Annotated in this window: 13 protein-coding genes; 7 read left to right on the top strand and 6 right to left on the bottom strand. The window is 28.6% G+C overall.

The genetic code is table 11. From position 1 onward, the window contains the following. Positions 1-104 precede the first annotated feature (104 nt). A complete protein-coding gene (locus KIB46_RS09935) occupies positions 105-1865 on the bottom strand; it encodes a tetratricopeptide repeat protein (RefSeq protein WP_156560918.1) in 1761 nt (586 codons plus the stop codon). A 216-nt stretch (positions 1866-2081) separates the two neighbouring features. On the opposite strand from KIB46_RS09935, the gene KIB46_RS09930 reads away from it, so the two are divergent. Together KIB46_RS09930 and KIB46_RS09925 are read left to right on the top strand one after the other, a co-directional pair. Continuing rightward, positions 2082-3440: a MurT ligase domain-containing protein gene (locus KIB46_RS09930; RefSeq protein WP_291671611.1), complete on the top strand. Its 1359-nt coding sequence runs from the start codon at positions 2082-2084 to the stop codon at positions 3438-3440. A 17-nt stretch (positions 3441-3457) separates the two neighbouring features. Continuing rightward, positions 3458-4180: a type 1 glutamine amidotransferase gene (locus KIB46_RS09925; RefSeq protein WP_156560916.1), complete on the top strand. Its 723-nt coding sequence runs from the start codon at positions 3458-3460 to the stop codon at positions 4178-4180. A gap of 153 nt (positions 4181-4333) precedes the next feature. Here KIB46_RS09925 and KIB46_RS09920 read toward each other — a convergent pair whose 3' ends face one another. After that, positions 4334-5077 carry a polysaccharide deacetylase family protein gene (locus tag KIB46_RS09920; RefSeq protein WP_291671608.1) on the bottom strand — a complete coding sequence of 248 codons (744 nt, stop codon included), beginning with the start codon at positions 5075-5077 and terminating at the stop codon, positions 4334-4336. 175 nt (positions 5078-5252) lie between these two features. On the opposite strand from KIB46_RS09920, the gene KIB46_RS09915 reads away from it, so the two are divergent. From KIB46_RS09915 to KIB46_RS09900, 4 genes are all read left to right on the top strand, one after another. After that, complete coding sequence (locus tag KIB46_RS09915) at positions 5253-6554, top strand: serine hydrolase (protein WP_291671607.1); 1302 nt, start codon at positions 5253-5255, stop codon at positions 6552-6554. A gap of 145 nt (positions 6555-6699) precedes the next feature. Further along, complete coding sequence (gene hypF / locus KIB46_RS09910; RefSeq protein WP_291671605.1) at positions 6700-8997, top strand: carbamoyltransferase HypF; 2298 nt, start codon at positions 6700-6702, stop codon at positions 8995-8997. Between the two features lie 51 nt (positions 8998-9048). Beyond that, positions 9049-9627, top strand: a complete 579-nt coding sequence (locus KIB46_RS09905) for a flavin reductase family protein (protein WP_291671603.1) — start codon at positions 9049-9051, stop codon at positions 9625-9627. A 54-nt stretch (positions 9628-9681) separates the two neighbouring features. After that, positions 9682-10254: an NUDIX hydrolase gene (locus KIB46_RS09900; protein ID WP_291671601.1), complete on the top strand. Its 573-nt coding sequence runs from the start codon at positions 9682-9684 to the stop codon at positions 10252-10254. Between the two features lie 36 nt (positions 10255-10290). Here KIB46_RS09900 and KIB46_RS09895 read toward each other — a convergent pair whose 3' ends face one another. The 4 genes from KIB46_RS09895 to KIB46_RS09880 all read right to left on the bottom strand — a co-directional run bounded on the left by KIB46_RS09895 (position 10291) and on the right by KIB46_RS09880 (position 12945). Next, a complete protein-coding gene (locus KIB46_RS09895) occupies positions 10291-10638 on the bottom strand; it encodes an arsenate reductase family protein (protein ID WP_156560911.1) in 348 nt (115 codons plus the stop codon). Between the two features lie 8 nt (positions 10639-10646). After that, positions 10647-11282 carry a pyrophosphatase PpaX gene (ppaX, locus tag KIB46_RS09890; protein ID WP_291671599.1) on the bottom strand — a complete coding sequence of 212 codons (636 nt, stop codon included), beginning with the start codon at positions 11280-11282 and terminating at the stop codon, positions 10647-10649. Between the two features lie 279 nt (positions 11283-11561). Then, positions 11562-12128 carry an isochorismatase family cysteine hydrolase gene (locus KIB46_RS09885; RefSeq protein WP_291671597.1) on the bottom strand — a complete coding sequence of 189 codons (567 nt, stop codon included), beginning with the start codon at positions 12126-12128 and terminating at the stop codon, positions 11562-11564. 13 nt (positions 12129-12141) lie between these two features. Continuing rightward, positions 12142-12945, bottom strand: a complete 804-nt coding sequence (locus KIB46_RS09880) for a hypothetical protein (protein WP_291671595.1) — start codon at positions 12943-12945, stop codon at positions 12142-12144. A gap of 89 nt (positions 12946-13034) precedes the next feature. Here KIB46_RS09880 and KIB46_RS09875 point away from each other — a divergent pair, with 89 nt between their 5' ends. Continuing rightward, complete coding sequence (locus KIB46_RS09875; protein WP_363290412.1) at positions 13035-14060, top strand: acyltransferase family protein; 1026 nt, start codon at positions 13035-13037, stop codon at positions 14058-14060. The last annotated feature ends 43 nt before the right edge of the window (positions 14061-14103 follow it).

Here is a 14103-nt window from a genome sequence, read left to right as displayed (position 1 = left end):
AAGAAAAAACTTTCATCATAGGAATTTGCCACTACAAAAAAAGAGAAATTGCAAAGCAACTTCTCTTACTCATCTATAATTATTTCTATTCTCCCTACCTTTTCTTAATAGAATAATGTAAAGTCTGGTACTGTTAATTTTGATCCATCTTCCTTATTATAAGCATCATATAGGGTCTTTGCCTTTTGGTAATTCTCAGATATAACATTTCTTGTTTCAGTATCTACTGAATTAGTTAACCCATCATATGCTGCTTTTATATTAACCATTCCTCTTTCAACTTCACCTTCCACTGCAATATAAAAGACTCCTGCATTATTTAATGTCTTAACATCACTCTTATCTACTGAATAAGCAGCTCTAATTGCAGTTATAGCTTCATCTGTTTTTCCTTCATTTAAATATACAGTTCCTAAGGTTCTAAAATATTTTGTAGATTGTTCATCTAATTTAGTACATTGCTTTAATAACTCTATAGCTTCACTATTCTTTCCATCTTCTATTTTTATGTTGGCCATGTTATATAAAATTTCAGCATCATTTGGCTTAACTAATGAAGCTAAATTGTAGTACTCATAAGCTTTAGCCTTATTATTAGTAGTATATGAATAATAATCCGCTATTTTTAATAATATATTATAGTTAAAAGGTTCCTTTTCAATAGCCATTCTTAAATAAGGTTCTGCTATTTCGCTTTGTTCTTTCTTTATCATAATTTCTGGTATTAAGAATCCGTAGTTATCAGGGTAATCTTTATTGGCTAAAATACTTTGTTTACATAATTCAAAAGCCTTATCATAATCCCCTAAATCAAAGTAATACCAAGCTGCTGTGTGATAACCAAAATATGAATTCTCATCATTTTCTATTACTGCATTTAATATTTTTTCAGCCTCTTCATTATTTCCTAAGTGTTGATCAATCTTTGCGATAATAGTCTTAAAAACTACATTACCAACATCTTCCCCTTGTATCTCTTGTACTAAAGTGTTTGCTTCATTAGTAGTTTCTTCAAGCATTGAATAACACTTTGCAAGCCAAACTTTGTAACACACTTCATCTGGATTTGCTTCTGACAACTCAGATAACTTCATAATTACAGAATCTCTATCGTAAGATGAAATCTGAGCTATAACATCATATACTTTTATTTCATCTTTATTTTTATACCAAGCATCCTTTAATATCTCATAGCCTTTATCCCAATCATCTACTAACATATTCATTCTTGCATATAATGCTAAGTCATAAGAAGATTCTTCATCAACATCATACTCTTTAATTATATTGTTAGCCTTTTCTCTTTGTCCATTTACCATATATATTGTAAACATTGTTCTTTGAATAGTCTTATCTAATACATTTTCTGCCATGAATATTTCACCATATTCTAAGGCTTTTTCCTTTTCTCCATTCATAAGAAAAGTAACTGCTATAAGATTTCCAAGTTCACCATCTACATCATTATATTTACTCTTACCATTCTCATTGATAAGTTCATTTCTTTTTTGATATGATTGTTCTAATAAAGAGTTTGATTTTTCATAATCTCCCTTTACTGAATAAATCTCTGCAATCTTAGTTGTATAAATAGGCCACTCATCATCTTCTTGTAGTTTTTCATATTCTGCAATTGCTGCATCATAATCCCCTTCAAAAAAGCTAGCTTCAGCTTTATTAGTAGCTATGCTAACTGCATTAGCACCCATTATTTTTTGACAAGTAAACATAACTAAAAAGGCAAATAACATTACCCCTGATATAGTTATTATAGTATCTATTCTCTCATCTTTTTCTGAAAACTTCTTATAGGCTGTCCCTATTTTTCCAAAACTATTTTTTATTGTTTTTAAAACTTTTTCCATACTGCACCCACCTTTTCACTTATACACAAGGTTTACATATGTATTATTCTAACATTTACAATATAAAAAATCTACTACAAATAACTGTAAATACCACACAAAATATCTCTTTTATCTTATAATCTTCTACAAAATATTATAAGTTTATGCTATACTTATTCTCAAAGTTTACAATTAAGCTTTTAAGGACATACTAAATAGTAAGCATTTAAGGTGGTGAGCAATATTAATATTAAGTCTATTTTAAGTATTTTAGCTGGTAAGATCACATTATTTATATCTAAAAACCTTCTAAAAGGTGGAAGCACCTTTCCAGGTACTGTGGCATTAAAATTTGATAAAGAAATATTAAAAAAGGTTGCTAAAGGATATAAGGTTATACTTGTAACCGGAACTAATGGTAAAACTACTACTACAAGTATGATTACTAATATATTCAAGGCAAATGGACATACAGTAATTACAAATAATACAGGAGCTAATCTATTTAGAGGAATAGTTGCTTGCTTTATAGATAATTATAGTTTTTTCAAGAAAAATCATGATAGCTATGCCATTATTGAAGTAGATGAGGCTAATCTAAAATTTGTAACAGAATATATAACCCCTGAAATTATAACTATTACTAATTTATTTAGAGACCAATTAGATAGATATGGTGAAGTTTATACTACTCTTTCAAAAATTTTAGAGGGTGTTGAAAAAGTTCCATTATCTAAATTAGTTTTAAATGGTGACGATTCTTTATTTGGTAAATTACCTGTACCAAACGAAACTACATATTATGGTTTTAACATAGGAATAAAAAAAGATAATATTATTGATGTTAATGCTGATGCAAAATTCTGTAAGGTTTGTAAGGCTCCATATCAATATAACTTTATAACATATAATCATCTAGGAGATTTCTACTGCCCGGAATGTGGCTATAAAAGAGCTGATCTTAAATATTCCGTAAATGAAATTTTAGAATTAAATCCTAATTCATCCAAAGTACTTATTAATAATGATGAAATTAATATTAGTCAATCAGGAATTTACAATATTTATAATGGTCTTTGTGCATATTCAATAGCCAAAGAAATGGGGATTGATGAAAAATCAATAAAATCTTCCCTTGGAAAACAAGATTCTAGCTTTGGTAGACAAGAAGAAATACATATAGATAATAAACAAGTAAAAATAATACTTGTTAAAAATCCTGCTGGATATACCCAAGCTATAGATACACTTTGTTTAAATAAAGAAGACTTCTCTACTTTATTTATGCTTAATGATAATTATGCTGATGGTACTGATGTTTCTTGGATTTGGGATGTTGATTTTGAAAGATTAAAAGAACTTCCTATAAAAGATATATTTGTTTCAGGAATAAGATTATATGATATGGCTGTCAGATTAAAAACAGCTGGACTTAACTCAGAAAAATTTATTCTAGAAGAAAATTATGAAGCATTAACAGAAAAAATTAAAAATAGTAGCACTAATAGAATTTATATATTAGCTACTTATACAGCCATGATTAATTACAGAAAATATCTACACTCAAAAGGCTATATTAAAAAGCTTTGGTAGTAAAAAGGAGTGGAATTATGGAATTAAATATTTGTCACCTTTATCCTGATCTTTTAAATGTTTATGGGGATGTTGGTAACATTCTTGTGTTGAAACATAGAGCTGAAGAAAGAGGTATAAAGGTTAATATAGTTAATGTTTCTTTAAATGATAAATTTAATAAAGATGAAATAGATATAGTTTTCTTTGGAGGAGGTCAAGACTATGAACAATCAATTGTTTCTGAAGACCTTAAAACCAATAAAGAAGAAGTTCTAAGGCAATATATAGAAGAGGAAAAAGTTCTTCTTGCTATATGTGGCGGATATCAACTTCTAGGAAAGCACTATATCTCTCCTAATGGGGAAAAACTTCAGGGATTAGGTATATTGGATATCTATACTGAAGGTGGAGAAAAAAGACTTATTGGAAACACTGTAATATACAATGAAGATTTTGATGAAACCTATGTTGGTTTTGAAAACCACTCAGGAAGAACATTTATAAATGGATTAAAACCACTTGGGAAGTGTATTCACGGATACGGCAACAATGGTGAAGATGGTTATGAAGGATGTATCTATAAAAATACTTTCTGCACTTATTTCCATGGATCATTACTTTCAAAAAATCCTGAACTTGCAGATAGATTTTTAAAGATTGCTTTAGAAAAGAAATATGGTTCTGTTGAACTAAATAAACTTGATGATACATTTGAATTAAAAGCTAAGGAACATATAATAAATAGATTTAAAGAATAGAAAGGACTCTGCTAACTTGGCAGAGTTCTTTTTATTCTATCTATTCTTTATAAATCTATTAACTCTTTTACTCTCTATTTTATAGTTGAACTTTTTCACCTATTTATATATTTATGTATTTATATATTTTTATAAATATATATTGTTATTTCCCTACCTTCTATTAATAACTCTTATATTCTCTAAGTATTGTTTTTCCCATGGCTCCATCTCACTTAAAGTTTTAAATTTATATCCCATTACTTTGTACTCATTAATTATAGTTTCTAAAGCTTCAGTTGTAGTATCCTTATTATCTAAGTCGTGCATTAAAAGAACTTCAACTTGATATTTGCAGCCACCAGAATTAACATTATCCTCTATTATATTTTTTGCTACTCTTATAGCTGTAGCATCACCAGAATCAACGTTCCAATCTACATAATCAACTCCCTTTTTTATAAGATTCTCTCTTATACTAGCTAGAACCTCCCTATCTCCAACTAAGTTATCTGATCCTCCTGGCATCCGTACAAATGTGCACCCAACATTTTTGCCAGTCACTTTGTTGATAGATTCCTGACATTTGCTTAAGTCATTAAAATAAAAATCTCTGGAACTATATAGTTCTTTATAAGTATGATTGTTGCAATGTGGATATATATCCATATTATTCTTGTCCATATTTTTTACAACCTCCGGAAACATTTCAACATTCTTTCCAACAACAAAGAAAGATGCTTTCACATCATTTTTCTTTAAAACATTTAATATTCTATTTGTATTATTAGGTGAAGGTCCGTCATCAAAAGTTAAATAAACTAACTTCTCTCCCTCCACTGCATCCACCTTATAATTGAAAAATGGTACACACAAAAAACTTAATATAATTAATATAAATCCTTTTAGTTTCCTCATTTTTTCACCTCCTACTTCATTTATCCTTAGTGTTTGCATTTTTAAGATTTTATATTTAAGTAATTAATAGGAAATTAAGAATATTGTCATTTTACATATTGTTATTAAAATACATAAATGATATACTAAAACTGTTTTCAGACACATTATTTTTTAAGAGATGGGGAGATGAACCGTGACGAAAAGAAAGACGTTAAAAACATTGGCATTAGCTCTTTCCATATCTTTATTAGCACCTTTTGCTAGTAAGGTCCATGCCACAGAAAAAGTTAATACGCCAGAAATTATTTCAAAAGCTGGAATCGTTGTTGATTATGATACCGGAGAAGTAATTTACGAAAAAAGTGGTAATGAAAAAATGTATTTAGCTAGTACAACTAAGCTAATGACAGCATTACTTTTTGCAGAAAACGCAAAAAAAACAGACCAAATAGTATATACAGAAACTGCTTTAGCACAACCACCATATACTATGCAAAGTGAACAAATGCTTCCTTATGGTAAATCATTTAAAGTAGGAGATACCATTGATGCTGATACAGTTATGAAGGAACTTTTATTATTCTCTGGTAATGATGCTGCATATATGATTGCAGATCATGTTGGTGGAACCTCAGAAAAATTTATTCAAATGATGAATGACAAAGCAAAAGAGCTTGGATTAGTAAATACTCACTTCAAAAACCCTAATGGTTTACCAGATTCCGTAACAGGAAAAGATGTAAACTATTCTACAGCCTATGAGTTATCTATTTTAACTAAGAAAGTTTATGAAAATGAATGGATAAGAGAAACTATGGCACTTTCAAATGCTACAGTTACCTTACCTGGAGACAATATAATACACTTAGAAAATAGAAATACGGAACTAGGTAAAAATGGGAATATAGGTGGTAAAACAGGTGTTACTAATGATGCTGGAACATGCTTTGCTGGTCTATATGAAAGAAATGGACGTAAACTTATTGGTGTAGTATTAAAGTCTGATAGAAACGATAATGATGCTAGATTTAGAGACTTAAATTCTATGATGGATTATAGTTATTCTGCTGAAAAACAAGTTGTTAAGAAGGCTGGAGATGATGTTGGTTCTCTTGAACTTGAATACAAATTATTTGGATTCTTTGGACCAACAAAAACAATAACAGCTAATGTAACTTTAAGTGAAGACTTGAAATTATATAACAATTCCCTTAATGTAAACAACTTAGAAATAACACTAAAACCAGAAAGTAACAATGCTTGGAAACTTGCTTCTAAAAATGATATTCCTTTAAGCGCAACAGTTTTAGATTCAGCTTTCGAAGTAAAAGGCAGCAGTGATTTAACAGTATTTAAGCTTATAAAGGCTAATATGTTTGTATATCTTGCTATTATCCTTGCGATTGTTATAATAGTAATTTTAATAGTTCTTATAATTAAGATTATCAATAATAGAAAGAGATATAGTCGTTCAAGACGTAGAAGAAGATATTAAAAGGAAGGGTTAATCCCTTCCTTTTTTTAGCTTAAATACCTTCACTTCATTTTTAGCTTCCCCCCCAAAATCAATTTATTTACATAAATTCATACATTTATGATAAAATTTATATTAACAATTCGTCTTAAGGTGGTGTTCTACAATGGTTTGTTCACATTTAATAAAAATTACAGGAATAGTTCAAGGAGTAGGCTTTAGGCCATATATATATAATCTTGCAAAAAAGTTTAGTTTACGCGGATGGGTTTTAAATGATAGTAATGGTGTAGAAGTACATATTGAAGGGACCCAAAAAAGTATCTCATCTTTCATAAATGAACTAAAAACATCCCCTCCAGAATTATCTAGAATTGAATCCTTTTCTATTAAAAATGATAAAAACTATAACTTAACTTCATTTGAAATTAAAGAAAGCCTCCAGGCTTGTGAAACTCAAATTTTTATATCACCTGATATATGTACTTGCGAAAATTGTACAACTGATATTTTAGATCCACATAATAAAAGATATTTATATCCATTTACTAATTGCACTAATTGTGGTCCTAGGTTTTCAATCATAAAAAAAGTTCCTTATGATAGAAAAGTAACCACCATGTCTAATTTCACTCAATGTAAAGATTGTTTTAAAGAATATACAACTATGAGTAATAGACGCTTTCATGCACAACCTAATTGTTGTCCAAGTTGTGGCCCTAAAATATTTATAACTGATAATTCAGGAAATGATATTACCCAAGAAATATTATTGGAAGAAAAAATAAATTCATGGGAATACAATAAAAAACTTATAAATTTCTTTGGTAAAAAAATAAAAGAAGGCTCTATTTTCGCAATAAAAAGTTTATCTGGCTTTCATCTTTGTTGTAATCCTTATTCTGAAAATACAGTACTAGAGCTTAGAAAAAGAAAAATAAGAAAGTCAAAGCCCTTTGCACTTATGATGAGAGATATACAAACAATAGAAAATTTTTGTTATGTAAACGAACCTGAAAAGCAACTTTTATTAAGTAAAGAACGTCCTATTGTTCTTTTAAAGAAAAAACAGAATAACTACTTACCTAATATAGTTGCTCCAAATAATAACTATTTAGGAGTGATGCTACCATCTACTCCCCTTCAAATTTTAATATTTCAGACCACTGATATAGACTCTCTTATTATGACATCAGGAAATCTATCTGGACTTCCTTTAGAATTTGAAAACAAAAAAGCTATAGATAACCTTAAACAATTTTGTGACTTTTTTCTAATGAATGATAGAGATATATTTTTACCTTTAGATGACTCCATAATTAAATATACCACTTATGATAATATGATTATTAGAAGGAGTCGTGGATATGCCCCTCTCCCTCTTCTTTATAATGATTCAAAAGAGATTCTTGCTGTAGGAGGTGACATGAAAAACACCTTTTCTATCTCTAAGGGAAATTATATATACCAAGGACCTCATAATGGAGAGCTAATTAACTATGAATCCCTAGAAAGATTTAAAAGCAATATAGAACATTATAAGAAATTATTTGAAATAGATCCCAAATTAATTGTTCACGATTTGCATCCTGATTATGAAAGTAGTAAATATGCAGGTTCTTTAAACATACCTACTTTAGGAGTACAACATCATCATGCTCATATAGTAAGCTGCATGGTAGACAACAAATATAGCGAAAAAGTAATTGGTGTGGCTTTTGACGGAACAGGATATGGGGAGGACAACTCTATTTGGGGAAGTGAATTTTTCATTTGTAATTTAAAAGAATATAAAAGGGTTGGACATTTAGACTATATTAGATTCTTAGGTGGAGATGCAAGTCTTAGGGAAGGCTATAAAATCGCCCTATCATATCTATATAACATAGATTTAGATAGGATTAAAGGAATTTTAGATACTAATTATAAAAAAACTTATGATATTATATATAAATTACTTTCTGACACTAAAAAATCTTATCCATCTTCTAGTATGGGAAGATTATTTGATGGAGTTGCATCACTTCTTAACCTTTGTCACACTTCATCTTTTGAGGGAGAAGCTGCAATAATGCTAGAATCAATTTTAGAAACAGAAACCTTAGATATTGGATATGATTTTAATATTAAAGATAACAATGGAATATATATTGTCTCCCCACTCCAAATTGTAAACTCTATCCTTATAGATATAGAAAATAAAATTCCTATTGAAAGAATATCCTTAAGATTTCATTCAACCATAGTAAACTATATTGTAAAGATGTGTGAATTCCTCAGATTAGATTTTAATATTAATGTAGTTGCTCTAAGTGGCGGGGTATTTCAAAATAACTTTATACTTAATAATACCTATAATGAACTTAAAAAGAAAAACTTTAAAGTTCTTACCCATAAAAATATACCCACAAATGATGGTGGAATATCAATAGGACAACTTGTAATAGCTAAAAATAATTTTTAATGCTATAATTTACGGGATAACAAAAGAGTATTAATACAGAGGAGTTTTTATATGAGCAAGATGGATTTCAAAGGAAGTGTAGTTTTAAATCCAGTTCCAGTGGTTTTAATCACTTCTAAAAATAAAGAAGGAAAAGAAAATGTATTTACAGTAGCTTGGGCTGGTACAGTATGTACTAAACCACCAATGCTTTCTATATCTGTAAGACCTCATAGATTATCCTATGAATATATAAAAGAGTCTATGGAATTTGTGGTTAATATGCCTCACTCAAATATGACTAAAGCTGTAGATTATTGTGGTGTTAAAAGTGGTAGAACAAATGATAAAATTAAAGAAATGGGCTTTACAATGAAGGAATGTAGTCAAATTAACGCCTCATATATAGATGAATGTCCCGTTGCAATAGAATGCAAGGTTAAACAAATTATTCCCTTAGGAACTCATGATTTAATTATTGCAGATGTTTTATGTTCACATATTGACGAAAGCTTAATGGACGAAAAAGGGAAAATTCATTTTGAAGAAGCAAACTTAATTAATTATTGCCATGGAGAATACTATCCAATGACAAAAAAGAGCTTAGGTAGCTTTGGTTATTCTGTTAGAAAGAAAAAAAAGAAGAAATAATTATATAGAAACTCAAGGTTAAAACTTTGAGTTTCTACTATTATGGAGGTTACAATGGACTGGATTAAAGAAATCGAAAACTATCTTCCCTTTAACGCACAAGAAGAATCAGATAAAAAAATAATTTTAGATGCAATAAGAAATCATAGTAATATTCTAACTAGAGAAAATGAAATAATGCATATAACAAGTTCTGGCTATATTTTAAACAAAACTAGGGATAAAGTTCTTATGATTTATCATAGAATATATAACTCTTGGTCTTGGACTGGCGGACATGCTGATGGTGATGATAACTTGCTACATGTTGCTATAAAAGAGACAAAAGAAGAAACCGGAATTCAAAACCTAAACCTAATTGTTCCCAATATCTTTTCCCTAGATATTCTTACTGTAGATGGTCATTATAAAAAAGGGAGATTTGTTTCACCTCACCTTCATCTTTCAGTAGCCTATCTATTTGAGGGAGATGAAAATACTAAACTTATTCTAAATGAAGAAGAAACTAAGGGTGTTAAATGGATTCCTATTTCAGAAATTCATAACGCTTGTACTGAAGATAAAATGATAAAACTTTATGATAAATTTCATAAAAAAATTAATTATTTAACCAAAAGTAACCTCTAGCAACTTTATTGCTAGAGGTTATCCCCTACTTTTAACCTATTCACTATCTATCCATTCTTGCCATATTTCAGGTTTGTAACCAACTGTAGCTTTTTTCCCATTTCTAACTACTGGTGTAACTATAAGACTTCCATCCTTTAATAATATTTCTTCTTTAACCTCTGCACTTCTTATATTACCTAAGTTTGATTTAGAATAATTCTTAGATTTTGTATTAATTAATTCATTAATACCTACAGATGCTTTTACAGAAGAAAGCTCACCTTTACTCATACCTTTTTCTTTCATATCTATTAATTGATACTTTATTCTTCTTTCTTTAAAGAATCTTTCCGCCTTCTTAGTATCAAAACACTTCTTGGTTCCAAATATCTGTACGTTCATATACCCTCCTATACAAGTTCCAAAATATCAGTAGGTTTTTTAACCATATATGTTGGCTTTACATCTAATAAATCTTTAATATCTAAAGCAGTATACTCAACTCCACAAGTTAAACATCCTGCATTTTTACCACATAACAAATCATAGCTACTATCCCCAACCATTATTGCTTCTTTAGGCTCTATCCCTAATATTTCACAAGCTTTCATAGCTGGCTCTCCTTCTGGCTTATGCTTTATAGTAGATTCTGGTGATATTATAACATCCATATATTCAAGTATGCCTCCAAGCATCATTCCTCTTTCAGCTACTTCCTTTCTTTTAGAAGTTACTATTCCTAACTTAATTTCTTTACTCTTAAGAGTTTGAAGTAATTCCATAACTCCTTCAAATGGTGCACACATTTCATCATGATACTCTGCATTATAAGATCTATATTCATTAATCATTCTTTCCAACTCTTCTCTGTTACTTGAATATTTTTCCAAAGATCTCTCTAAAGGCTTTCCATACAATCTAGTTACTTCAGTCTTAGGCAATTCTATATCTAATACCTCTTTAAACATATGGCAAAATGACTTATAAATTAATTCATTAGTATCTAATAGTGTTCCATCTAAATCAAATAATACTGCTTTAATCATTGCTACTCCTCTAACTCTTTACTACTATTTATTTTTCTTTTATAAATTATAATATTTTTTTACTCTTAATTCAATTCACACAACTTATTTACCAATTAAAGAATAAAAAAGGTGTAGCGGATATTTATTTTGCTTGTTAAAGGTAAGGAAATTATAAAATTACTATCCTTTATTTTATATTTTTTAATATGAAAATGTAATAATACCTTTGATTTATAGCTAATTGAAATTTTATATTTTCCTAGACAGTAAAAAGAAGAGATTCATAAAAATCTCCTCTTAAAATTCCTCTATTAATTTAACCCCAGCTTGTGACATATCCATAAAAGAGTATTTGTTCATTTCTTCTGCACTATGACCAGGTGCATCAAAAGTATCTACACAATTTTTAATTACTATAACATCCATATCTAAATTTTCTTTATTAAAGTATGTTTTTAATGTTAAAGTAAATTGTTTTACACAAATATCAGTTACACATCCAGTAACATACCACTTCTTAACTCCTTTACTAATCAAGTCATTTACTTCTATTTGTGTCTCTTCTTCCAAAAATCCATTTGTTGAATTTTTCTTTATAACCTTCATACATTCTTCATATGCTTTAATCTCATCTACCAATTCACATTCTGCTGTACCTTCTACACAATGAGGTGGAAAACTCTTAAATTCAGCTGCATCCTTTTTGTGACTATCTGTAAATGCCACAATTCTATCCCCATTATCTTTAAATTTTTCTATCACCTTTACTATATTGGGTATTATTTTCTCTACTCGTTCACTTGATAATGCCCCTTCTCTTGCAAAACCATTGTTCATATCAACTATAAATAAAGCTGAATCCATCAATATTCCTCCTTTATAACGAAACAAAACTTATTACTTCTTTATTATCAATTATTGATCCTTTATTATATTCAACTTGGAACTTATATTTTCCTTCTTCAATTATATCCTTTTCTCTATACTCGTAACAACTTGACACCATATTTAAACATACTTCATATACAAAAATATATAAAATATAATAATCTAATTTAGAATTAAGTATTTCAATATTCTTTAATCCTAGCTTATCCATTCCTACAGTATAAATATCTTGTTTAAAGTTTCCATTCATCCGCATTCTTATATCTACCCATAATTCAATGGGAAGATTTTCTTCATCTAAACTTACAATTTTATTTTCAAATTCCTCAGGGGACCTTATTGTTTGTATATTATACCAATATACTCCTAATACATTAGTAGAATTAATTATAGCTACTATCATCTTGCTTAATAAGATAGAATTCCTAATTTGTTCATCTAACCTTCCATTAATAGATATAACTAAATGTGCAGTATGCTTACTTAGTTTACTTCTTGCTTGTTTAAAGTACCATGCTCTTTCACAAGATTGATTAATCTCATCCCAATTAATTGGATATGGCATTAACGTTATTATTACTTGTTTATCTTCTATATCTATAGTTCCTACATCCTCTTTCCACTTATTAAAAAATACTCTTAAGTTAAATTTATCCTCTAAGTACTGTCTAAGATTATTTTTGTTAGGAAGCTCTCTATTTTCTAAGGCAACAAATGCAACAGTAGTTATATTTTTATTTTCTTGTTTAATAGTATCACTTTTTTTTCTCTTAAATAAGTTCTTAAACCACATATCCACCACCCTCTATTAATATTATTTTACTAACTTATGTAATATTACTGCTTCTATTTATATTGACTAATATAATTCAAGTAATATAATTGACATTGTTTTGTAACGTTTATGTAATATTTTATATACAAGAGGAGGGGATTATTATAAAAACTAGGGATTATTATTTTGACAATCTTAAAGCCTTTTTAATTATTTTTGTAATTATAGGGAACTCTTTAGAGCATGCACAACCGTCTTGTTTAAACACACATTACTTCTTACTGGTACTATACATGTTCCATATGCCCCTATTTACATTTGTTTCAGGATATTTTTGCACAAAAAGCAAAAGAACAACTCAAGAAAAAGTAATAAAAATATTCAAGATATATTTAGGTGTACAAATATTCTACTATCTTTTAAATAAATTTATATTTAAAGCTTCATTAACCCTAGAGTTTTTTACACCTCAATGGACCATGTGGTATTTATTATCTTTAATATTCTGGTATATTTTATCAGATTATATAAAAGATAAGAAAAAGTGGCTTATACTATCATTAATTGCTTCCTTAGCTATAGGTTTTGATAATAGTGTTGGTAGCTATGCTAGTGTCTCAAGAACTTTTTTCTTTTTACCTTATTTTGTAGCTGGAATGATGTTCAAAAAAGAATACTTAGAAAAGTTAAAAAAATATAGAATTCACTTATTACTTTCTTCAATAGTAGTTTTATTTGTCCTTTACTTATTAAAGGACGAAACTATGCTGGAACTTCTATTTGAATATACTAAATATGAATTCTACTATGATAACCGTCTTTTCCCATTCTTTATTAGGATATTTCATTACATGGGCTCATTTATATTAGGTGGATTAATACTAAGTTATATTCCATCAAAAGCAACTAAGCTTCATACTATAGGACAAAATTCATTAATTATGTATATATTCCATGGAGCAGTAATAAAACTTTTATATATAACACCACTTGTAAATTATTCAACACCTTTTAGGGTTGTATTATCTGAAATAACAATATTATTAGTTCTATTTATTATTACATTAGGTTATGTAAAAGCTAAATCTATATATAAATTTAGAAAAATCATAGATACTAATACATTTACTTAATCTTCTTAGATAGAATAATATAGATAGTTAAAGAACTAAAAGC

Source organism: Clostridium sp., assembly GCF_018372875.1.
Lineage (GTDB): Bacteria > Bacillota > Clostridia > Clostridiales > Clostridiaceae > Clostridium.
The sequence above is the reverse complement of the archived record's forward strand: the minus strand, read 5'-3'. Positions and strand labels throughout refer to the sequence as shown.

What these genes read in the sequence shown, in the direction of transcription:
- KIB46_RS09900 (WP_291671601.1), top strand. Translation starts at nt 9,682, where the DNA reads ATGGACTGGATTAAAGAAATCGAAAACTATCTTCCCTTTAACGCACAA.
- KIB46_RS09895 (WP_156560911.1), bottom strand. Translation starts at nt 10,638, where the DNA reads ATGAACGTACAGATATTTGGAACCAAGAAGTGTTTTGATACTAAGAAG.
- KIB46_RS09920 (WP_291671608.1), bottom strand. Translation starts at nt 5,077, where the DNA reads ATGAGGAAACTAAAAGGATTTATATTAATTATATTAAGTTTTTTGTGT.
- KIB46_RS09885 (WP_291671597.1), bottom strand. Translation starts at nt 12,128, where the DNA reads ATGGATTCAGCTTTATTTATAGTTGATATGAACAATGGTTTTGCAAGA.
- KIB46_RS09905 (WP_291671603.1), top strand. Translation starts at nt 9,049, where the DNA reads ATGAGCAAGATGGATTTCAAAGGAAGTGTAGTTTTAAATCCAGTTCCA.
- KIB46_RS09935 (WP_156560918.1), bottom strand. Translation starts at nt 1,865, where the DNA reads ATGGAAAAAGTTTTAAAAACAATAAAAAATAGTTTTGGAAAAATAGGG.
- ppaX (WP_291671599.1), bottom strand. Translation starts at nt 11,282, where the DNA reads ATGATTAAAGCAGTATTATTTGATTTAGATGGAACACTATTAGATACT.
- hypF (WP_291671605.1), top strand. Translation starts at nt 6,700, where the DNA reads ATGGTTTGTTCACATTTAATAAAAATTACAGGAATAGTTCAAGGAGTA.
- KIB46_RS09925 (WP_156560916.1), top strand. Translation starts at nt 3,458, where the DNA reads ATGGAATTAAATATTTGTCACCTTTATCCTGATCTTTTAAATGTTTAT.
- KIB46_RS09880 (WP_291671595.1), bottom strand. Translation starts at nt 12,945, where the DNA reads ATGTGGTTTAAGAACTTATTTAAGAGAAAAAAAAGTGATACTATTAAA.